We start from the raw sequence: 21,957 nt of genomic DNA on the forward strand, positions 1-21,957 counted from the left end.
TAGGCAGCGGCGGGTTTGAGCCGTCCTTCGTCCACGAGTTGAGCCAGTGATTCCGAATGATGGAAGACTTCGAAGTGGCCTCCCAGCGCCGGGTATTCGCGGGCCAGGGTGTTGAGACAATGGGGGCAGGGGGTAACGATTTTGCGGACTTTGGACGCTTGCAAAGTGGCGACATTGGAGCCGGCCAAAACTTTGGTAGAGGAATTCTTCGCCGAGCCTTCGCGCCGGGTCGCCGGTGCAGCGTTCTTTCTGCCCCAGGGTTGCAAAATTGAGTTTAGCCCGTTGAAAAGGTTGCACCACCGAGCGGGCCACTTTTTGCGCGCGTGGGTTGTATGAAACCGAGCAGCCGAGCCAGAGCAAGTAATTGAAGCCGGGGTTGGATTCGACGGTGGGCACATCGAGACCGTTGGCCCAGGCGAAGCGTTCTTTGGCGGGACGTCCGAAGGGATTGGATTGTTTGCCCAACTGGCCGAGAGCTTTCGCAGGCGGTCCCGATAATTCGCCTTCCGCCACCATGTTGCGTCGGAGGTCGCTGATCAAATCCACGTGCCCGATCAGGACGGGGCATTCGTGGACACAGGCCTGGCACATGGTGCAGGACCAGACCGTCTCGGCTTGCAGGGCGTGGCCCATGACCGGTTGTCCGGGGACCGGGTGTTCCATGGCTTGGCGGAGGTCTTGGACGAGAGCTTTCGGGGAGAGGGGCTTTCCAGAGGCCCAGGCCGGGCAGGCATCCTCGCAACGGCCGCATTCCATGCCGGAGTCCAGCGACATGAGTTGCTGGCGGTCGAAGTGAGCGAGTTCGCGCACGCCGATGCGACCGGTCTTCTCGGCTTCCTCGAGGGGCAGAAGCGAGAGGGCGCCCATGGGACGCGTGGGGCGCGCCGCGATGTTGGCGGGGCCTACCAGCACATGCATGAAGCGCGTGACGGGAATGGCCACGAAGAATCCCGCGACGAGAAAAACATGAATCCACCACGTCGCGAGGTGCAGCGTGCGTGCGGACTCGATGCTCAGACCGGACAGGAAGGCCTGATCCATGGCCCAGGCAATGGTGGACCAGCGTGCGAGAGCGGTTGGGACCTGTGTATAGTGAAGGCGGAGCGCCTCCAACACGAATCCGGTGACGCCCATCGCGAGGAGAAGTCCCAGCAGCAGCCAGTCGGTGCGATTGTGACCCAGCGAGGCTGGCTTCCGGAATCGCCGGCGATACATGGCGAGAAGGCAGCCGAGGATGAACGCCACGCCGAAGACGTCCATGACGAATTCGTAAATGAGGTAATATCAGCCCACATGAAAGTCCACCGGCCCGGCGTGCGCGATCATGAGAAGCGTGGTGCCGATGGTGAGCACGATGAAGCCGCTGGAGAGAAGAAGGTGGAGGAACGCTCCCAGGGTTTTGCGATGGACCTTCTTTTGCCCGAGGGCGAAAACGCGAATGCGGTGGAGCCACAATTTCCAGTCCGTTTCGAATCCGCCCGGGACTCCCTGCTGCCAGAGTTTGGCGCGGGCATAGATCCGCCAGACCAGGACCCCGAGGCTGGCGGTCATGAGCAGGTAGAAGGCCCATTGCATCCACGGCGCGATATTGCCGAAGACTTCGCGAGTGGCTTGCAGGGGGAGGGAAGCCTGGGCCATGGGGTTCAGCGCTTGCCGGCGGCGGCAATCCATTCCGGCACGAGCTGAAAGAGATCGCCGACCAAGCCGTACGTGGCGGACTGAAAGACGGGGGCATCGGGATCGCGATTGATGGCGACGATGATGCGGGAGTCTTGAACACCGGCCGAAGCTTCCAGCATTTGCTGGCGCACGGCCGGGTTCTCCATTTCTTTGGGGAGAATCGCCGGGTTGACGGTTTGGAAAAAGGAGTTGGTGGTGGAGACGAGTTCTGCCGGATTGTCAAACTCCACGATCTTGAGTTTGCCTTTGATTTCGGCGCCTTGCTTGATGACGCCGTCTCGCTCGACCACGATGGGATCGGTTGTGCTCTTGAGATTGATTTGGATGGGTCCGCGATCTCCCACGACGGCGTAGCCACTCTTGGTGACGAGGATGCCTTCGGTGCTCAGGGTGAAGGAGCCGTTCCGAGTGTAGGCGAATTGATCGGGGGCCAGTTCGACTTGGAAGAAGCCCGTTCCTTCCAGGGCGAGATCGAATTTCTCGCCGGTGTAGTTCAACTCGCCGGGCTTGAAATTGGTGTGGGATTCCGCCCGGGTGAGATCAAACCGCTTGGGGTCTCCCCACAGCGGTTGTCCTGTTTGGGGGAGGTAACCGGCGGCCACGGCGGCAAACGAGACATCCTGCTTTTTGAATCCGTGGATGGAACTGGACGAAAGATTCTCTCCAATGACTTCCTGCCATCGGGTGCTAGCGCTGAGCGCTGAAGCCGCTTGGTACAAACTTACATTCATCCGGGACCGAACGAGCACGCCATGTGCCATGCTCGAAAGGTGGTTCCCCATCAAAGGGTTCCGATGGTTGCGGAGAAGGGGTTTGGCATTTCCTGCCGCAAAAGAGGTCGAGGATCACTGCAGATTCTGCCGGGAAGCGCAGGGGTGCATCCCGAAGATGTCTGTCGTGTGGCGCAGGCTGCCCAGCCTGCGGTATCGCCGACGGCCCATCGGCCCGGAGGGTGAAGAACGAGGCCCTTCCATGCTCTCCACGCGCCTGGTTCCCTTCGTCGCCCCAGCAGGCTGGGCAGCCTGCGAAACAGCAGACAGGGCTGTCTGCGTTACCGGGACAACTCGGTCACCGACAACCTCTGGAGGCACCGGAAGCGCGGGCGGTGCATCCCGATGTTGCCGGTGATGCAGGTAGGGCGCGTCCGTCCCGGCGCGCCGCCGGAGCATGATGTTTTGCATCCCGTGGGCGGCGGGCTGGGACAGGCCCGCCCTACCAACAACATCGGGATGCACGGGAAGCGCGGGGGTGGAAAGGTTGGCGCTGGCCTGCCGAGAATCGTTGTGTTTTCATGACCCTTCGATGCCCTTCGATTTGAAGCGAGTTTCAGCCGGACTCGGGGTGACCCTGAGGAGGCGGTTGGTCGAATGCGCCCTGGCGTTTGCCTTTTGCGCGGACGTCGCCGAAGTGTTCGGTGCTTCCGGAGAGGAGCTTTACACCAGCGCGGTCAAGCCGCTCTTGCAGGAGCGTTGTTATGCATGTCATGGGGCACTGAAGCAAAAAGCCCAGTTGAGATTGGATACGCGGGCGGCGGCCATGAAGGGTGGAAAGTCGGGTCCGGCGATGACCCCGGGCCAGCCGGTGGAGAGTCTGCTTTGGAGAAGGATTTCCGCGTCGGACGTGCAGGAACGCATGCCGCCGGAACACGAGGGAGAACCGCTTTCTGAAGCGGAGCGAAAGATTGTTTTTGATTGGATTCAATCGGGTGCTCCGGCTCCGTCAGGAGAAGAGGCCGAAAAGGATCCTCGGGAGCATTGGGCATTTCGGACTCCTCGCCGTCCACCCGTCCCTCGTCTGGAGGGAGTTCATTCACGCCATGCCGTGGACGCGTTCTTCGGTGCGGTCCATGCACGCCTTGGGCTCGTCGCTCAAGCGGAGGCGGAGCCCGGGTTGTTGTTGCGACGATTGTCGGTGGACTTGATCGGCTTGCCTCCGGAGCCGGCTTGGATTGAGGAAGCCTGGGACCAACCCGGCGGTTGGTATGAGCGACGGGTCGAGCAGTTGCTGGCCGATCCACGCCATGGGGAACGCTGGGCTCGACACTGGATGGATGTGTGGAGATACAGCGACTGGTGGGGGCTGGGAGAGCAACTGCGCAATAGCCAAAAACATCTTTGGCACTGGCGGGATTGGATCGTGGAATCCCTCAACGCCAACCTGCCCTTCGACGAGATGGCCCGCCTGATGCTGGCGGCTGACGAACTTGCTCCCGGTGATCTGAGTCGACTGCGGGCGACCGGTTTTCTGGCGCGGAACTATTTTTTATTCAACCGTCACCAGTGGATGGACGAGACGGTGGAGCACGTGGGAAAATCGATGCTGGGACTCACCTTCAATTGCGCCAAGTGCCATGACCACAAGTACGATCCCGTGAACCAAACCGACTACTATCGATTTCGCGCCATTTTCGAGCCTTATCACGCGCGACTCGACCTTGTGCCGGGTGAAACCGATTTTGAGAAGGACGCCATTCCTAGGGTGTTTGACCGGGACCTGAAATCTCCGACCTACCGATTCATCCGCGGAAACGAGGCGCAACCCGACAAGACGCAGGTGATGCAGCCCGGTGTTCCGGATTTCCTCTCTCCCCCTTTTACGGTTCACGGGCCGATTCGCCTGCCGCTCCATTCCTGGAGGCCGGAGCTCCGAGAATGGGTGGGACGGGACCATTTCTCCGCGGCTCTGAATCGTTCGAATGCCACGGAATCTGAGCGCATGCGAGCGTTGGCAGCGCATTCCCAGGCGCCGGACAACGCCGAGCTCCTCCATCGGTGGATGGTGGCCGAAGCGTCGGCGGCTTTGGCGAAGGCGGAACTTCACAGTGTATCCGTGCGATCCAAGGCAGGTGCGAGTGAGGCGGCTGAATGGGTTTCGGCCTCGCCGGCGCTGGCACGCGGGGACCGGCTTCGGGGGGAAGCCATTCGGGCGGAGCGCAGAGTGGCGGCCGCCCGAGCCGCCTTGGTCCTGGCGCAGGCCCGCATGAAACGTCTGACGGCGAAGCCCGGTTCGGTTGCGGAAGACCAAGCGGTGGGGGCGGCTGAGAAGCAATTGTCGGAAGCCTTGGCTCGCGAATCCTCCCCGATACGTCCGGACGAAACATTTGCCCGGCTTGAAGGTGCGCGATGGACCCCGACCCGCTTTTTGTCGTCTGGCTCTGATGATCCTCAGGTGCGGTTTCCGTCCGAAAGCACGGGACGACGTTCGGCCCTGGCGGCCTGGATCACGAGTCCGCAGAACCCTCTGTTTGCCCGCGTGGTGGTGAACCACGTATGGAATCGACATTTCGGTTCTCCCCTCGCTCCGAGTTTGTTCGATTTGGGTCGGAAGGCGGGCGAACCGGTTCACCGCGACTTGCTCGACTGGCTGGCGGTGGAATTGATTGAGAGTGGATGGGATCTCAAGCGATTGCACCGGCTTCTCGTCACGTCGGACGCGTATCGCCGGTCCTCCTCGAATCACGGTCGCGAGGGCAATTTGGCCTTGGATCCCGGCAATCAACATGGGTGGAGGAGGAATCCCTTGCGAGTCGAAGCCCAGGTGGTGCGCGATTCGCTCCGAGCGCACTCCGGCCTGTTGGATTTCAAGATGGGCGGTCCGCCCGTGCCCTCCGCACAACAAGCGGTTTCAAGCCGGCGCAGCCTTTACTTTTTTCATTCCTACAACGAACGGAACCTCTTTCTCTCCGTGTTTGACGACGCCAAAGTGAAGGAGTGTTACCGGCGCGATGAGAGCATCGTGCCGCAGCAGGCCTTGGCGATGGTTAACAGCGCGCTGGCTCGTGAAGCGTCGGAATCCATCGCCCGCCGATGGTCACAGGAGCTGCGTTCATCGGATCCATCTGGCGACCGGGCCTTCGTCGAGATGGCCTTTCGCCGGTTGCTCGGATTTGCGCCCGGACCTCGAGAGTTGAGCGCTTGTTTGGAGTCTTTACAGGGGTGGGAAGGGTCCAAGCAACGGGGTGAATCCGCGAGAGCCCAATTGATCTGGGTCTTGCTCAACCACAACGACTTTGTAACCTTGCGCTGAGTCAAATCATGAGACCGATGTTTCATCGTCGCGATTTTCTTTCGGGATTCGGCCGCGGTTTCGCCGGGTTGGCCCTGGGGGCGGTGTTGCATCGGGACGGTTGGGCCGCCGGGCATGGGTTGGAATCGGCGATGCCCGGCGCGCCTCATTTCGCTCCGAAAGCGAAGAGCGTGATCTGGCTTTTCATGAATGGCGGCGTCAGCCACATGGAAAGCTTCGATCCGAAACCGATGTTGAACCGGTACGCGGGCAAGACGATCGCCGAAACTCCTTTCGCGGACACGCAGCAGGCCAAGAAGTTGGCGATTGAACGTTTGGTGGTGCCGGATGCGAACGGCAACCAGCGCAACACGCTTTATCCGTTGCAAACGGGTTTTCGCCGGCACGGTCAGAGCGGCATCGAGGTGAGCGATTGGTTCCCGCACATCGCGAGAAACGTCGATCGGCTGGCCGTGGTCCGATCCCTGTGGACCACCGACAGCAACCACGGAGCGCAGACGGAGTTTCACACCGGGCGCAACATGCTGGACGGGGATTTTCCCACGCTGGGTGGCTGGGTTCACTACGGCCTCGGGACCCTCAACGAGAACCTGCCCCAATTCATCTCCATCGGAACGCGCGAGTACTGGAACCAGCGTGATGGCGCTTATCTCGGCCCCGCCCATGACGCCGTGCCTCTGCGGATCGATCCGAGCCATCCCCTCGATTTTGGCAAGCCGGAAAAGCCGGAACGGGCCGATTGGAGGGCCGGCGGCTTCGATTTACTGCGGAAATTGAACCGGGAACGGGAATCGGCTTTCCCGAGCGACCCGGCTCTGGCCGCAAGAATAGCGTCCTACGAGATGGCCTACCGCATGCAGACCTCGATTCCGGGCCTGCTCGACCTGGCCAGGGAAACGGACCGCACCAAGGCAGCTTACGGGTTGGACCAGCCGCATTGCCGCGAGTTCGGGATGCAGCTCTTGGTGGCCCGACGGCTCGTAGAGCAGGGGGTCCGCTTCGTTCAGATCCAGCACGGAGGTGGAGGAGCGGGCGCGTGGGATGCTCACGGCGGCCTCAAGGCCAATCATTCCAAACTGGCGGCCGCGGTGGATCAACCCGTCGGCGCTCTGCTGAATGATTTGGACCAGCGCGGTTTGCTGGATCAAACGCTGGTGGTCTTCGCGTCCGAGTTTGGGCGCACGCCGGGCTCTCAGGGCAGTGACGGACGCGATCATCATATTTACGGATTCAGTTGTTGGATGGCCGGGGGAGGGTTGCGTCGGGGCGTGGTCCACGGAGCGACGGACGAAATCGGTTTTCATGCGGTGGAGCATCGCCATTATGTCACCGACGTGCATGCCACACTGCTGCGCCAGCTTGGATTGGACTCGCGGCGACTGGAGCTGCCGGGTCGCAAGAGACTCGAACAAGATCATGGCCGACCCATTGAGGAGATCATGGATTCATGACGGTGGGTGTTTCGGCTGCCCGCTCACGGGCCAGGAGCATCTCTCTGTTCTTGTTGGGGCTGCTGGCGGTAATTTCTTCGGCAGGGCAGGTCGTTCCCTCGTCGCATTCCGCGGGCTCCTCTCCCGACTGGCTTCTTCACCCAGAACCTTACCGGGCTCGGGTCGAAGTGAGAAGCCATCGGGAGCTGGAATTGAGTAATGGCTTGTTGCGGCGGCGATTCCGCCTGGATCTCAATGGCTCAACCGTGGCGCTCGACCATCTGGGCTCGGGCGAATCCATCCTGCGAGGCGTCAAGCCGGAAGCCACGGTGATTTGGGATGGACAACGCTTCGATATCGGCGGCGCAAAAGGGCAGCCTAATCTGGCATTTCTGCGCCCTGAGTGGCTGGAGTCCATGCGAACGGATCCGAGGGCCTTTCAGTTTCAGGGATTTGCGCACGGACCGATCCCCGGAGAACGATTCGAGTGGAAGCGCGTGCGGCGTCACGCGCCGGGAATGGTATGGCCGCCCAAAGGTGTCGCTCTGAGGCTCGATTTTGCCCCGCCGATTCCGGCCGACGGAGGACCCGCCCTCGACTTTGCGGGTGTTCGTGTTTCCGTTCACTATGAACTCTACGATGGTCTCCCTTGCTATGGGAAATGGATCGTTCTCTCGAACGGCACGAGCCGCGTCATGACCCTCGACCGGTACTCCAGCGACTGGCTGGCCGCGGTGGAAAGGGTTTCCGAGGTGGATGAATTGAGCGACGGGAAACTGCCGCCCAATCTCCATGTGGAGACGGAAATGGCCATGGGAGGCATGCGTTCCTCAGCCGCGAACCGCCGCTCTTTCCGCTGGCTGGCCGATCCGGATTACCACAGCCAAGTCAACTACGAGAAACGCACCCCGTGTCTGCTTGAAGTAGGTCCGGATTTGGGACCCGGGGTCCGTCTGGCGCCGGGCGAGGTTTTCGAGTCCTATCGAGGCTGGGTTTTGCCGCAGGACTCAACCGATCGCGAGCGGTGCGGTTTGGCGGTGCGGCGCATGTATCGGATCCTGGCTCCCTGGGTGACCGAGAACCCGCTCATGATGCATTTGGTTTCCTCGAGGGGTGAGGCGGTGACGAACGCCATCGACCAGTGTGCCGAGACCGGATTCGAGATGCTGATCCTGAGTTTCGGGAGTGGATTCAATCTGGAGAGCACGAATGCCAGCACCCTGCAACGCGCGCGCGAGTTCAGCGCTCACGCCGCAAAGCGAGGCATCGAAATCGGAAGCTATTCCCTGCTCGCTTCGAGGTCGATCGGGCCCGCAGACGACGTGCTGCTGCCCGCGGGTCAGAAGCCGGTGTTTGGACATTCACCGTGTTTACAAAGCCACTGGGGTCGAACCTATTTCGACCGGCTCCGAGCGTTTCACAACCAAAGCGGATTTCAGCTTCTCGAACATGACGGTTCCTATCCGGGAGATCCGTGCCAGAGCTCCACGCATCCCGGCCATCGTGGCTGGGAAGATTCACGCTGGAACCAGTGGAAAGCGATTTCCGAGTTTTATCGCTGGTGTCGCGGGCGGGGACTCTATCTCAACGTTCCGGACTATTACTTCCTCGCCGGTTCGAGCAAAACCGGCATGGGCTATCGCGAAGTGAACTGGTCCCTGCCTCGCGAGCAGCAACTGATCCACACCCGGCAGAATATCTACGATGGAACATGGGAGAAACTGCCCAGCATGGGGTGGATGTTCGTTCCCTTGACGGAGTACCACGGAGGAGGCGCCGCTGCGACCATCGAGCCTCTGGACCAGCATCTGGACCATTACCGGCGCATGATGGAGAGCAATCTCGCCTTGGGTGTGCAGGCTTGTTACCGTGGTCCGCGGTTGTTCGACACGCCGCGCACTCGTCAAATGGTTCAATCCACCGTCGCCTGGTACAAGGCGCATCGCGATATTTTGGAGAGTGATCTCATCCACGGACGACGGGCGGACGCGCGCGATCTGGACTGGATGCTGCATGTGAATCCGGCCTTGAGCACCAAGGCGATGCTGGTGGTGTTCAATCCGCGGTCCGAATCCCTTGCGCGCGATCTCCGCGTCAATCTGTACTACAGCGGTTTGCAAGACCGGGCCCGTCTGATCGACGCGTCAGGACGCGCCCGCCGCATCCGGTTGGATCGGTCGTATGATGTGACCGTGCCGGTGAACGTGCCCGCGCTGGGCATGAGCTGGTATCGGTTCGAGTGAGAAGGGTGAGTCAGTTCTTCTTGAGACTGTTGTAAACCATCTCAATCCAGCGGGAGGTGTTGATAAAGCCTGATCCCCAGATCTTGAACTTTTCGGGAAGGCCGGCGGCTTTGACTTGATCGAGTGACTGACCGGCGTCTTTGGCCTTGCGAATGATCTCGATGCTCTCGGAAACAGTGTCGTGAAAAATGCGAAGATCCGCTTTGCTCGCGAGCGGACCGTGGCCCGGGATGATTTTGACGTCGCTGGAAATCTTTTGCAGCACGACGGCCACATTGCGGAGGTATCCTTCCACACTGCCGCCGCTTCCCAGATCGATGAAGGGGAAACGCCCGTTGAAAAACTGGTCGCCCATGTGGACCACGCCCGATTTTGTGGAATGAATGACCGCGTCGCCGTCGGTGTGGCCGGGAGCCAGGGCAAGCACGCGGATTTCCTCGCCGTTGAAATGGATGCTGAGTCCGTGATCGAAGGTGACGACGGGCAGGGCTTCCGGGGCGGTTCCGGATTTGCCTTGCAGGCGCTTCCGCACGTTTTCATGAGCGACGATTTGGCCGAGTTTTCCGAAGTGAGCGTTTCGCGCCAGCCATGATCGATGCGCGGGGCTTGGGCTGTCTCTGCTAGGTGGCTTGATCCTGAAGCTGAGAGGAGAGTAGGGTGCCGGCCTTCCCATGAGATTCATGCCACTCGGATCGCTTTGGTTTTGCGGCGTGCGACTCATCGCACTCAGCATCTTCCTCGGGTGTATTGGTGTTCAGTCTGCTGGATTGCAAGGACGGCGGCCGAACATCGTCTTTGTCCTGACCGATGACCAGGGTTACGGGGATTTGTCCTGCCATGGGCATCCGGTGCTGAAAACGCCTCATATTGACCGGTTGCATCGCGAAGGGGTTCGCTTCACCGATTTCCACGTGAGCCCGACTTGTTCGCCGACGCGGAGCGCGTTGTTAACCGGACGGCACGAGTTTAGGAACGGCGTGACCCATACGATCCACGAGCGCGAGCGGTTGAATCCGAGGGCGACGACTTTGGCGGAGGTGTTGCGATCGTCGGGTTACCGGACCGGCATCTTCGGGAAATGGCATTTGGGGGATGAACCCGAGTATTGGCCGAATCGGAGGGGATTTGAGGAAATGTTCATACATGGCGCCGGAGGCATTGGCCAGACCTACGCGGGCTCCTGCGGGGATGCCCCGGGCAATCGCTATTTCGATCCGGCGATTTTGCATAACGGGCGCTTCGTGAAAACCAAGGGATATTGCACGGATGTGTTCTTTGGGGAGGCGCTTCGTTGGATGGGAGAGGTGAAAGAGCACGGGCCGTTCCTGGCCTGGATCGCCTGCAATGCCCCGCACGCGCCGCTTCAAGTCCGCTTGGAGGATGAAGCTGGTTACCGGGGGGTGGTCACGAACGCCCAGGCGGCGAAATTCCTGGGGATGATTGCCAACATTGATGACAACGTCGGGAAATTGCTTGCGCAGTTGGAGGCGTGGAAGATCGACCGCGAAACACTGGTGGTGTTTATGAACGACAATGGCACGGACGGTGGCGTGCTGGCGGGGTACAATGCGGGCATGCGGGGGAAAAAGGGCACGGCCTTTCTCGGCGGGACGCGGGCCTCATCGCTGTGGCGCTGGCCGGGAACGCTTGTTGCAGGGGACTGCAAGGCCTTGAGCGCGCACCTTGATTTCTTTCCGACGCTGGCCTCGCTGGCTGGGGCGAAGCTGCCGAAAGGCGTTCGGAGACAGATCGAGGGGAGGAGTTTGGTGCCCTGGCTGGAGCACCCTGCCGTGCGTGCACCCGACCGGATCTTGATGACGCATCTGGGACGATGGGAGAAGGGGGCTTCACCTGAAACGGCCAAGTACCGGCAATGTTCGGTCCGCGCTACGCGCTGGCATCTCGTTTCAGCCGAGGGTGGGGCAGTCCCTCGTTGGATGCTTTTTGACGTGCAGGCGGATCCCGGGGAGCGAACCGATGTATCCGCCCGGCATCCCGGCACCGTGCGGCGGCTGAGCCGACGTTTTGAGCAGTGGTGGAGTTCGGTCCAACCGATGCTGGTGAATGAGTCCGTGCGAGGACCGGACCAGAATCCGTTCAAGGAATTATTCTGGCGGCAGTATGGTCCTGGAGCGACGGCTTCGTCGGTTCAGGAATAGGAAGTCCAGGCGGGGCTTCGGCTTGTGCCGTAGGCGCGATGAACTTGCCGGAGATTGCGGGAAGCGCGGTCGAGTTCGGCGCGTCGATGTTCGAGTTCGCGTTGCTTGAGGGCGAGGCGGTCCGCGTTGCGGCGTTCCATGAGCATCAAATCCTGGATGACGTTCCGGATTTCGTCATCGAGGCGGCCACGGTGCAAGTGCGCTTCACTGGCCTCGGTGTAAAGGGCGCGAGTGGCTTCCAGGATGGAGGACTGCAACTGGTACTTTGAGTTTTGCAGCGAGTCCACCTGGGTCCACGCGGTGTTGTCGATAGCTTCGGACTCGAGTTGGGAGATTCGGCGCCATTCTTCGTAAAGGCCGAGCAGGGGAGGGCCGCTGGGAAGCGAATTCAGGCCGGGCGTGGGATCGACCCTGGCGTGGTTCATGCGGCCGCGGAGAGGGTGGAGAGTTCGCCGGCGCTGCGGTGAGCGGAACCTTTGGAAAGCATTTCCTTCCAGGCGTCCCGCAGCACGCTGACGTGGCTGATGACTTCGTCGAGGGCACGGGGTTTTTGCGGATGTTGGCTTCCTGGAGGCGATGGTCGAGGTAGGCGTAGAGGTCCCGCAGGTTCTCGGAGAATTCGCCTCCGCGTTCGACATCGAGCGAGACGTTGAGTTCCTGGAGGATGGCCTGAGCCTTAAGGATGTTGTTGTTGATGGTCCGATTGAAGAGCAGGGGATCTTTTTCGGCGAAGCCGATGCGGGCTTGATCGAGAAAGCGCAGGGCGCCCTCATAGAGCATCAGGACCAATTGACCGGGCGAGGCGGTCTGGGTTGCGACTTTCTGGTAGGACCGCCAGGGATTAGGATGCATCATCGCGGGAATACAACGGAACGGGCGAATTCGAGCGATGGCTCAGGTCTCGACTTGAGCCGGGGCCGGTTTAGATCTAGGCATCTGGCTGGGAGGAGAGGTTGATCGCCAGGAGGTTTGAGATCTTCCGGATGGCTTCCTCGGGCGGGTAATTGGAGTCGAGCAGGAGGCGCTTGGCCTTCTCCACGACTTCGGGACGAACCGCGGGGAGTTGTGCGAGGGAACCGTTCAGCGCTTGTGAGGCTGCGAAGGGAGCGGACTCGACCGGCGCTTGGGGAGCCGCGCGCGAAGGCGTCTTGGGGGATCCAGGCGGCGCGACGGGATTCGCATTGTTGTTCAGATGAATTTGCATGTTACACTCTCAATCTGGCAGGCAACGTGACGTCTTTCGCAGCTAATCTAGGATCGGCGGATTTTTTAAGAACTTGAATGTTTCTTTTAGGATTCATCGGGTGGGCAGGGTTTCAAAAAGGCTGTGCAAGGTGTAGCGGGCAAAGCGGGTGGGGGAGGCCAGGATGGCGATGGAATCGTCGGCGGTGGATTGACTGATGTGTTTCTTGGCGAATTGCCGGGCGGCGTTGGAGACCTCGGGCCGTCCCGCGTCGAAGATCTCATCCGCTGCCCACCAGATGCGGTGATCGCGGGTGTCCACCAACTTCATGCGCCAACCGATGCGGAGAGGTTCGTAGCCGTGAAGCTCGGACGGCGCGGGGCGCCGTCCGAGTGGAGGTTGGTTTCGGATCAGGCGTGTTTTTAGCCAAGGAGCCGAAGCGCCGACTGAGGCGTGAGGTTCGCTTGGGCCAACATCGCCGTGCCTGCCTGGACGAGGATGTTGTATTTCGCGAACTTGGTGCTTTCGTCGGCGACATCGACGTCCTTGCGGCGGCTGTTGGCCGCCCCGAGATTGTCCTTCAAGACGCCGAGTTGTTCGTTGGTGTAGCTGAGCCGCGAGATGCTCGCGCCGATGGTGGAGCGGTCTGTGGCCAGTTGCGTGATCGCCGATTTCACGGCGGTCAAGGCGGTGGAGGCTGCGGAGGTGGTGGTGATGCTGGCGCCTGTCGCGCTGGTGTAGGCGGCCGCGCCCAGGTTAATCCCACTCATGGAGTAGGCGTTGGCGCTGCCCGAGGCCGTGTCGCCGTCGGTCGTGACCGAGAGCGCGGTCGCCGTGTGCAGGCTGACGCCGTTGAAGTCCTTCGAAGCTGTATTCGTGATATATGTGGACAGCGTCGAGAACTCCGCGTTGTAGAGCGATCGATCGGTGTCCGTCTTGGTGACGTCCTGGGCGAGGATCGAGAGTTCGCTCATGCGATCAAGGGCCTTCGTGACTTTTTGCAGAAACCCGTCCTGGGTTTGGCTGAAAGAGATCGCGTTGCCGATGTTGTTGCGGGCCGCTTGTGTGCGGTTGATCTGGGCGTCAAAGCGCGTAGAGACGGCCAATCCTGCCGCGTCGTCCTCGGGCGATGTGATTTTGGAGCCTGAGGAGAGACGCGCGAGCGACCGTGAGAGCATGGAACTGGATTCCGCCAACAGGCGCGCGCTACTTTGAGCCGAGATGTTTGTATTGATGACCATGGGACTCCTTCCGTGAGTCACCCCTTGCGGGGCTTTCAGACGCGGCGTCCATGCCGCGCGGTGAAGTTTGGTTTAGGCCTTCACCTTTTGCCTTGCCAGCTTGATTCGGCCGCTGGGTGTGCGGGCCCTTCACGGGAACCCTTGGGATCGTGACGGCTGGGGGAAACTCGACTTGAAGCGCGGCGGCGACACGGTCGAGGACACCATTCCAGTTTCCGCACTCGGTTTGGCGGAACAGGCGCATGGTGGGATACCAAGGGGTCGAGGTTCCCAGAAGTCCCCAGCGCCAGTCGGGCACTCGCGTCAGCAGGAGCCAGGTAGGCACGGCCAGAGCGCCAGCTAAGTGAGCCACGGAGGTGTCGCTGGTGATGAGGAGATCCAGAGAGCGAAGGACTCGGGCCGTATCCATGAAGTCGCGGAGTCGCGGTCCCACGTTTTCGATGGGCGTGACGTCCGGAAGCGATTCGAGCTGCCGGGCGGGTTCGCCCTTTTGCAGGCTGATCCAATGGACATGCGGCTAACGGAGAAGAGGCAGCAAAGTGGCGAGGTGAAGCGACCGCCGGCGGTCATTGGCGAAGCGCGGATTGCCCGCCCAGACCAAGCCCACGCGTGCCTGGGGGGAATGGGCCGTGTCTGGTTTCGCCTCGGGCCAGCCGAGATATCCCACCGGAGGCACTTGGCTCGGATGCGGCAGCCGAAGAATGCGCGGCAGGCACATCAAGGGCAAATGAACGTGGTGTGGGGTCGGGTTGGAACCGCGCCGATGAAGTTCGACGTTCGGAAAGTTGCCGAGCAGCGAGCGCAAGGCATCGGGACATTCCAGGACCACGCGTCCTTGAGCTCGCTGGAGGGCAGCCGGCAAGTATCGGGCGAATTGGAGGGTGTCGCCCAGTCCTTGTTCGGCTTGGAGGAGCAAGGTGCGTCCGCGCAATGGATCGCCCTCCCATGGCGGAGTGAAGAGTCGGTCGTTTGAGGGTGATCCGTCGGGCATCTCCCGCCGCCAAGCCATGTGTTCCCAGGCGGACTCGTAGACTCCATCGAGCATGAGGCAGAAACCCAAATTCCAGTGGTGGAAAGGATCCTCTGGAGATTCGGCCAAGGACGACCGATGGGCCGCGATGGCGTCCGCCAATCGTCCCGCTTCCCGGAGCGCCACCGCGCGATTCAGGCCCGCGTCGCGAGGTTTGGGGTCAAGCGAGAGAGCGCGTTCGAAACCTTGAATTGCGGGTTCGAAACGATCTCGCCCCAACCGGACAATTCCGCGGCTATTCCAGCTTGAGGCGAGGAGGGGATGGGTTTGCACCAGTCCATCAGCCAGCGAAAGCGCTTCGTCCCCTCGTCCAGCTTTCCTGCGCGATGGGCTTGCCACGCGAGGGTGAAGATCTGCGAGGAGGCTTTTTCAGAAGTCTGGCCGGTGTCCCAAGGTTTTCGGGAAAGAGCAGGCCGAAGCTTCTCGCCGAGCATGCGGGCTACCTCAACCAGCACGGTGGCCCAGTCCCCCTGGGAGGGCTGGCGAAACAGCCTCATGCTGCGGTAGTAGGGCGAATCATTGCGATCGCGGTGCCACCGCCAGTCGGCGGACCAAGGCAGCAGGGTCCACACGGGCAGACCGAGCGCCCCGGCCAAGTGAGCGGACGAGGTGTCGATGCTGATGACGACATCGAGGCAGGCCATGGCATGGGCCGTCTCGAGGAAACTGTGGAGGGAGGCCCCTCGTTGGGAGACTTGCGGGGCGAGGGACTGCAGTTCTCGTTCCACAGGCCCGGTTTGGAGGCTGACCCAGTCGATGCCCTGGACGGCGAAGAGCGGGGCCAGTTCCTGGGTTGGGATCGAACGCAACGGGTCTGGTTCCTTGTTGCCCTGCCAGACGATTCCCACTCGCAATCGACCTTCGGTTTAAGGAGGGCGTGCGATTTCATGGCCTACCAAGCACCCGCGCAGATAACCTTCCGCGTTGCCAAATGCGTCGGTGTCGAACAAGGCGCCCGCGGCCCCGGCCATCGGTATCCAAAAATCGTGGTCCGGCAATGGTTCGTCCCAAGCAACGGCCCGCTGGACCCCGGGCGCAAGAGCGAGCAAGTCCTTCAAGGGGCTGGGTGCGTCCACGATGACGTTCCAACCCATTCGGGCGAGGGCGGAGGAGTAGCGCGCGAACTGGATGGAATCGCCAAACCCCTGTTCTGCGGCCAGGACGATGGTGCCGCGAGATTGAACATTTTGCGTCCAGCGCGGACGGTCATAGGAACGTCCCAGTTTCACCAGGCCAGGAACATTCCAGCGGGCTTCGTAATCGACCCAACCGGCATCGTACCAGCCCAACGCGAGGCTGGCTTGAGCGCGGTTCCATTGGGCGAGGGCATTTTCAGGCTGCAGCTCAAGCGCTTGATTGAAGAGGTCAATCGCCCCATTCCATTGCCCCAGTCTTGACAATGCGCCTACGTGATTCGTCAGGATGGCCGTTTCGCGTGGCGCCCGTTCGCCGGCGTGTTCGAAGCAGCGAACCGCTTCCTCCCAACGATGCTGCGCATGAAGGGTGTTCCCCAGATTGAACCAAGCCTCGGGCAGATCGGGGTTGAGATGCAGCGCCTTGCGGTAGGATTTTTCAGCGCGGGTCAATTGTCCCTGGGCTTGGTGCACCATCCCCAGCGCGATCCAGTTTTCGGCGAGGATCGGACCGGTGCGCAGGGCGCGAGCGGCGTAGGTTCGGGCTCGCGCAAGATTGCCGGCTTGAAGGAAAAGGAGGGAAAGCACGCGCCAGGCTTCGGGCCGTTCCGGGCAGGCCTCGGCGGCCGCCAGGAGTTCGGCCACGAGGTCTTCGCGAGAGGGGGTTGGAGCAGAATTCATTTTCTTCCATCTCGCAGCCGGATGACCGCGTCATGCACGGACTCGATCACGGACTCCCAGTTTCCGGGTTCGGACTGTCGAAAGAGCCGCATCGAGGGGTACCATGGGGTTGAATCCCCTTGATTTCCCCATCGCCAGCACGGCGTGTGGCTCAGGAGAGTCCAGACGGGCAGATGCAGCGCTCCCGCGAGATGGGCGGATGCGGTGCAAACCGAGATCAGCAGATCGACCTGAAGGAGGGCCGTCGCGGTGTCATGAAAGTTTCGAAAGGTGCCGCCCCAGTGGGAGAGCTTTCTCGCGATGTGATCGCCCGCTGAATCGGAGGCGTGCGGGCCGGTTTGGAAACTGATCCATTCCACATAACTGATTCGCAAGAGGGAGGCGATTTGGGGCCAAGCCAGAGTGCGTTTGGCGTTGTCCTTCTGCGCCGGATTGCCACCCAGACGAGGCCGATCCGGAGTTTCGATTGTCTTGGCGACGGTGGCTTCCAATCACTTCCCACGCCGATCAAATAGGGAAACACCATTCGGCTGAAGTCCAACTCCCGTCCGAGCACCATGGGGAGGGACATCAATGGACATTGATAATCCGCGTCTGGGAGGGGATCCGCCGGACTTAGAATCTGGTGGAGTCCGGCGCTGCTGGACAGAAGGGAATGCAATTCGAGCGGGGCTTCAAGAATCACGCGGGCACCTTCTTGGGCGGCGCGCTGGGCGTAGTGAATGAATTGCAGAGTGTCTCCAAAACCCTGCTCGGTCTGGACCAGCAATGTTTTTCCTTCGAGCGGTTCCCCGTTCCAGCGTGGGGCATTGACGGTCCTGGGAGCCGGCAGCAATCCCGGCACTTGCCATCGAGCCTCATAGTCTAACCAGCCTTCCGGCCATTGGCCCAAGCTCAAGGCGGCGCAACCACGGTTGAAACGAGCCAGCGCGTAGGCAGGTTCCAAGGCCAGCGCGCGATTGAAACATTCGATGGCCCGCTTGGGGTCGCCAAGGTCTTTCCGGACGGCGCCGAGATTGCTCCACGCTTTCACGCTGGAGGGCATCAGGGCGCAGGCCTTTTCATAGGCATGAGAGGCCTGATCGAGCTTGCCGGCGCGATGTCTTGCCGATCCAAGGGTGAACCACGCGTCCCCGTTCGTCAGGTTGAGATTGAGGACCATCCCGCATTGAGTGGCTGCCTCGTCGAGATCGCCCGCGTCCAGATGGGTCAGGGCGAGGTTGATGCGAGCGGTCTCGCACGAAGCGTTCAGGAGGAGTGCCTGGCGAGCAGCCTCCGCTCCTTCGGCATAGCGCCCTTGCTGTCGCAACGCGGCCGAGAGATTGACAAACCCCGCGGGTTCGGAGGGGTTCGCCGAAGCGAAGCGCCGGGCCGATTCCTCGGCTTCCCGGGCGCGGTTGGACTTGAGAAGAAGGGAGACCCATTCCGAGGCGATCTGAGCGCTGGCGGGCAGCGCCTCCAAGGAGCGCAAGAGCGATTGTTCCACGTCGGCGAGCAAACCTTGACTCCAGAGCCCCCTGGCCTCGCCGAGGCGGGCATTTTCGTTGTGGGAATCGAGCGCAATGGCGTACCGAAAATGGGTCAAGGCCGCGCGAGGGTTGCCTTGGCGCAGCAGAATGAGGCCCGCGTTGGAGTGGGCGATGGAACTGGTGGAATCCAGCGAGAGTGCCTGTCGAAAGCAATGCAAGGCCTCTTCGTCACGACCGAGCGAGGTGTAAGCGGCGCCCAGATTGAGGTGAATGTCCGGGGAGTTGGGCTCGGCTTCCCTTGCCTTGAGGTAGAACTCTGTCCCGCCCTGGGCGTCGCCTGCGTGGACCAAAGCATTGCCCAGATTGAAGAGAACCGTGGTGTTGGTCGGATCAATCTTGTGCGCGCGGCGCAGGGCGGTGGTGGCATCGGCCAATCGCCCTTGCCATCCGAGCACCGCGGCCAGATGAAGATGGTAGTCCGCCACCCAAGAATCGATTTCGATTGCTTTGATCAGGGCGTTCTCCGCCTGATCCGGATATCCTGCCTGGTGGCAAGCCAACCCGGCGAGATGCCACGCGGCGGCGTTTTCGGGACGGCGTTCGAGGGCTTCGAAATAGAGTGGAACCGCCTCGGCGAACTGGCCCTTTTGATGGAGTTGAACCGCGCGTTCGAGCATGTCGTTCTTCTGGGACTCGATTTCGGCAGTCGTCGTCATGTTCATGATCGCCGCGGTTCGGCTGGCGCGGACTTGCGCGTCGCTCGGGAACTCGAAACTCACGAGTTCAAGACGCGAGACCGGGCCTGGGAGGGCGGCTCTATTCGAACTATCGGCGGGAATGGGGAAGGCTTTACTCCAGACCCTGATTGCGGCCTCCGGGTTGGAAACGCATCAGGCGAGACCGGTCGCTTTCCATCAGGGTGGAAAGCCGGGATTCATCACGGCGCGCGGCGCTTGTGATCGGCCTGTTCGATCGACTGCGAAATCAAGCTTGGGACCGACTTCGGCTTTTGGTTCCGGAGAATGGTCTACGACAATCCCAGGGCAACGAAGAGGAAACATCCTCCGGCGACCAGCCACCGCAATGCATTCGGGCCTTCGGGGTTTGGGGTGATGGCCACGACAGGTGGGGTGGTGGGTCGGGAATCAACCGCAGCCGGATGGGTCACGATGTTCTTGGGTTCCAGGCCTGGAGAGGTCACGGTTGCCCTGGGCGCTTCTGTGGACTTCGGGATTGGCCGGGCGTTGTTGAAGGATTCAGAGGGCTTGGGCGCGGTGGACGAGGATGGAATGGACGATGCGGCGGTATGGGGCGTGGTTTCCGGCGGGAGTTGGTTGGGCTCCCTCGGACTTTGCTGGGAGAACCGGCGGTGGCGAATCCTTGGGGACGGAGTCAAGCTTCTCGCGTGACGGAGGCGGTGCGACCGGCGCTTGGACAATCGCGGTGATGGATGGGGCAGAGGGGGGCTTGTTCTCGGCGGCAGTCGTTGGCGGCGGAGACGCGGGCGAGGCGGGAGGAGGTTGGACTTGGACCCGGACGACAGGCGGCACTGATTCTTTCCGTGGTGGAGGCTCAATTGGGGGTGGCGTTGCGAGGGTCGTTGTGGGTGGGACCTTGTTTGTGTTTTGAGCCGGAGCCGGGCTATTCCGACTGGCCACGGGCGCCGGCGCCACATTGGGTATGCTCGCAGGAACTTCAGGTGCCGAAACAGGCGGGGCGCGCGGAACGGGGGCCGCTAAAGCGACCGGTGCTTGGAAGGAAGCAATTTCGCCCGGCTCCCCAACCACTTTGAGGCTCCACGAAACCCAGCTGTGATCACGGGATTCCATCGACAGCATCAAGGGATTGCGAACGCGGCGCGAGGTTCCGGATTGGGAGGCCAGAATGTCGTTGAGGGCCATGTCCCAAGGCGAGCCTTGCACCTTCGACTGTCCGTCGGTGAAGAGATACACCGAAATCGCGCTCATTTCGGCGCGGGCGCGTTCTAGAGCGGGAAAAACGCGGTCCAAGCGAGATGACCGCTCGGTGCGCAGATTGCGCAGAAAGGAGGTCAGTCGATGAGCGATCGCTTGTTCCAGCTCAGGCATCCAAACTTGGGGATTTACCGGGCGAAACTGAATCTCAGGGCCGAAGGTCCAAACCTCGAGCAAGTCCCCGGTCTTGATTCGTCCATTCAAACCTTCCTTCAAGATCTGCTCGATGGCCTCCCGCGTGGGCGCGGCGTGGCGGGCCATGGGAAGCGCTTGGTCGATGATGAAAATGTGGCGTTGGGAAGGCGCGAACGAAGCCGGGGAAGGTTCTTGCCCCCTCGCGTGAAAGGCTGCGGCACACCACATCCAGAGCCAGAGAAGTGAACTTCGTGCCCGTCTCCCGAGGGGGTTGAATCCCGCGTCCATGACCCCACTGTAGCGAAGCGCCTGCAATTTCCAATCCACAATTCGCACCTTGAGCGGTGCATCCGCAAGTTGCCGGGGCGCGCCGTTCACGGCGCTTCCGCTCCTGCCCATCTGCCGCAGCGATCTCCTCCCGCTCATGGCCCGCCCTGGCAGCACCCTGGCCCGTTGAACTTGCCATACCCCTTTGAAGCCACGCGCAGAAGCGGCTGAACGCGGCGCCCCGGTGCTGGATCCCGTGTTTCGAGGGGGCGAATTCGCCCGAGGCGGTTGAAGTTCAATACCAGGCCCGCAACCGCACCTCCACTCCGGCGTCAGTTCCCACCAACCGCTTGAAGGCGTTCACATCCGAGTCCCGATGATGATAAGGATACACCATGCGCGGGCGGAACTCGCGGACAGCGCTTGCCGCGCGATCCACACTCATCGTGAAGGGGAGATTCATGCAGACAAAGGCCACCTCGATGTTCCGCAGTGCCCGCATCTCCGCGACATCCTCGGTGTCGCCACTGATGTAAAGCCGGCGTCCTCCGACCGTAACCACGTATCCGTTCCCGGCCCCTTTGGGATGCCTCGCGTTATAGGCAGGCACGGCTTCCACCTGGATGCCGTGCACGTTCGTCGTGGCGCCATTGGCAAGCGGGATGGTCTGGGCGCGCAGGGCGGGAGAGAGGCTGCTCGACACCGCCGCCGGGGCGATGATCAATGTTTCCGCGACTCGCACACCGTTGAGGGTTGCGCTGTCAAAATGGTCGCCGTGACCGTGGCTGACGAGGATGAGATCAGGACGCGGAAAGGAGGCGTAGAGCGATGCTCCGCCGACCGGATCATTATAAACCGTCTTTCCGTTCCAGCGAAACACGAAGCTCGCGTGGTTGACGGGCCGGATCACGACGTCGCCGCTCTCCGTGGCCTAGTGATCGCCCAGGAAGGGATTCGCTTCGGCCAACTGCTGGATCCGGTAGTACCGCTCGCGCCGAACCGGGAGGGATGTGTCGATAGACTCCGATGACGCCGCACCTCTGAAACTGTTGAGCGTGCTCCACTGCACCAGATTCTCCGAATACTCCAGCCGGTAGGATGAGTCGGCGACGGTCTTCATGCGCAGCCGCACTTCGGAGGGACTCATGAATTCGGCGGAGAGGAACGCGGGTGATTCCTGGGCGACGACGGAACCGATCCCGAACCCGGTCGCGCAGGCCAGGGCTGGAATGAACGGGAGAATGTGCATGCCGTGATCCTCGCCCGGGGGGCGGCACCGCTCCAGCATGATCCTTCCTGAAAATGCT

19 protein-coding genes and 1 pseudogene are annotated in these 21,957 nt (G+C 61.4%); 5 read left to right on the forward strand and 15 right to left on the reverse strand.

The genetic code is table 11. The features are described 5' to 3' along the window. The 3 genes from FJ404_13830 to FJ404_13840 form a co-directional block, all read right to left on the reverse strand. Nucleotides 1–1,260: (Fe-S)-binding protein (locus tag FJ404_13830; GenBank protein ID MBM3823940.1), on the reverse strand; the 1,260-nt coding region annotated here is incomplete at its 3' end. Between the two features lie 24 nt (nt 1,261–1,284). Then, on the reverse strand, nt 1,285–1,638 hold the full coding sequence (locus tag FJ404_13835; GenBank protein ID MBM3823941.1) for a hypothetical protein: 354 nt from the start codon (nt 1,636–1,638) through the stop codon (nt 1,285–1,287). Nucleotides 1,639–1,643: 5 nt separating this feature from the next. Next, nucleotides 1,644–2,462 carry a flagellar hook-basal body complex protein gene (locus tag FJ404_13840; GenBank protein MBM3823942.1) on the reverse strand — a complete coding sequence of 273 codons (819 nt, stop codon included), beginning with the start codon at nt 2,460–2,462 and terminating at the stop codon, nt 1,644–1,646. A 333-nt stretch (nt 2,463–2,795) separates the two neighbouring features. Here FJ404_13840 and FJ404_13845 point away from each other — a divergent pair, with 333 nt between their 5' ends. The 4 genes from FJ404_13845 (at nt 2,796) to FJ404_13860 (ending at nt 9,379) form a co-directional block, all read left to right on the forward strand. Next, nucleotides 2,796–2,975 (forward strand): hypothetical protein, encoded by a 180-nt coding sequence (locus tag FJ404_13845; GenBank protein MBM3823943.1) that lies wholly within the window; start codon nt 2,796–2,798, stop codon nt 2,973–2,975. 7 nt (nt 2,976–2,982) lie between these two features. Further along, the gene (locus FJ404_13850; GenBank protein ID MBM3823944.1) at nt 2,983–5,706 is read left to right on the forward strand and encodes a DUF1553 domain-containing protein; all 2,724 of its coding nucleotides are present in this window, start codon (nt 2,983–2,985) and stop codon (nt 5,704–5,706) included. Nucleotides 5,707–5,714: 8 nt separating this feature from the next. Beyond that, nucleotides 5,715–7,157, forward strand: coding sequence for a DUF1501 domain-containing protein (locus FJ404_13855; GenBank protein ID MBM3823945.1), 1,443 nt, complete (start codon nt 5,715–5,717; stop codon nt 7,155–7,157). 191 nt (nt 7,158–7,348) lie between these two features. Beyond that, on the forward strand, nt 7,349–9,379 hold the full coding sequence (locus FJ404_13860) for an alpha-galactosidase (protein MBM3823946.1): 2,031 nt from the start codon (nt 7,349–7,351) through the stop codon (nt 9,377–9,379). 10 nt (nt 9,380–9,389) lie between these two features. Here FJ404_13860 and FJ404_13865 read toward each other — a convergent pair whose 3' ends face one another. Beyond that, complete coding sequence (locus tag FJ404_13865; protein ID MBM3823947.1) at nt 9,390–9,911, reverse strand: hypothetical protein; 522 nt, start codon at nt 9,909–9,911, stop codon at nt 9,390–9,392. 148 nt (nt 9,912–10,059) lie between these two features. Here FJ404_13865 and FJ404_13870 point away from each other — a divergent pair, with 148 nt between their 5' ends. Further along, complete coding sequence (locus FJ404_13870; GenBank protein ID MBM3823948.1) at nt 10,060–11,538, forward strand: arylsulfatase; 1,479 nt, start codon at nt 10,060–10,062, stop codon at nt 11,536–11,538. Here the strand turns inward: FJ404_13870 and FJ404_13875 are convergent. The 11 genes and pseudogenes from FJ404_13875 to FJ404_13925 form a co-directional block, all read right to left on the reverse strand. After that, entirely contained in the window at nt 11,529–11,963 is a 435-nt protein-coding gene (locus FJ404_13875; protein MBM3823949.1) for a hypothetical protein, read from the reverse strand. The two genes, FJ404_13870 and FJ404_13875, sit on opposite strands and share 10 nt — an antisense overlap. After that, nucleotides 11,960–12,393, reverse strand: a pseudogene (gene fliS, locus FJ404_13880) (flagellar export chaperone FliS). The gene FJ404_13875 and the pseudogene fliS overlap by 4 nt, the downstream one beginning before the upstream one ends. Nucleotides 12,394–12,466: 73 nt before the next feature. Then, a complete protein-coding gene (locus FJ404_13885) occupies nt 12,467–12,742 on the reverse strand; it encodes a hypothetical protein (GenBank protein MBM3823950.1) in 276 nt (91 codons plus the stop codon). Between the two features lie 93 nt (nt 12,743–12,835). Continuing rightward, nucleotides 12,836–13,051, reverse strand: a complete 216-nt coding sequence (locus FJ404_13890) for a hypothetical protein (GenBank protein MBM3823951.1) — start codon at nt 13,049–13,051, stop codon at nt 12,836–12,838. Nucleotides 13,052–13,143: 92 nt separating this feature from the next. Continuing rightward, nucleotides 13,144–13,962, reverse strand: coding sequence for a flagellin (locus tag FJ404_13895; protein ID MBM3823952.1), 819 nt, complete (start codon nt 13,960–13,962; stop codon nt 13,144–13,146). A 517-nt stretch (nt 13,963–14,479) separates the two neighbouring features. Then, nucleotides 14,480–15,331, reverse strand: coding sequence for a tetratricopeptide repeat protein (locus FJ404_13900; GenBank protein ID MBM3823953.1), 852 nt, complete (start codon nt 15,329–15,331; stop codon nt 14,480–14,482). A 527-nt stretch (nt 15,332–15,858) separates the two neighbouring features. Then, nucleotides 15,859–16,806 (reverse strand): tetratricopeptide repeat protein, encoded by a 948-nt coding sequence (locus FJ404_13905; GenBank protein MBM3823954.1) that lies wholly within the window; start codon nt 16,804–16,806, stop codon nt 15,859–15,861. A gap of 217 nt (nt 16,807–17,023) precedes the next feature. Then, nucleotides 17,024–19,054: a tetratricopeptide repeat protein gene (locus tag FJ404_13910; GenBank protein ID MBM3823955.1), complete on the reverse strand. Its 2,031-nt coding sequence runs from the start codon at nt 19,052–19,054 to the stop codon at nt 17,024–17,026. A gap of 477 nt (nt 19,055–19,531) precedes the next feature. Beyond that, complete coding sequence (locus FJ404_13915; GenBank protein MBM3823956.1) at nt 19,532–20,761, reverse strand: hypothetical protein; 1,230 nt, start codon at nt 20,759–20,761, stop codon at nt 19,532–19,534. A 184-nt stretch (nt 20,762–20,945) separates the two neighbouring features. After that, complete coding sequence (locus tag FJ404_13920) at nt 20,946–21,560, reverse strand: MBL fold metallo-hydrolase (protein ID MBM3823957.1); 615 nt, start codon at nt 21,558–21,560, stop codon at nt 20,946–20,948. Nucleotides 21,561–21,581: 21 nt separating this feature from the next. Beyond that, nucleotides 21,582–21,899: a hypothetical protein gene (locus FJ404_13925; protein ID MBM3823958.1), complete on the reverse strand. Its 318-nt coding sequence runs from the start codon at nt 21,897–21,899 to the stop codon at nt 21,582–21,584. Nucleotides 21,900–21,957 lie beyond the last annotated feature (58 nt).

The organism is Verrucomicrobiota bacterium, assembly GCA_016871495.1.
Classification (GTDB): domain Bacteria; phylum Verrucomicrobiota; class Verrucomicrobiia; order Limisphaerales; family VHDF01; genus VHDF01.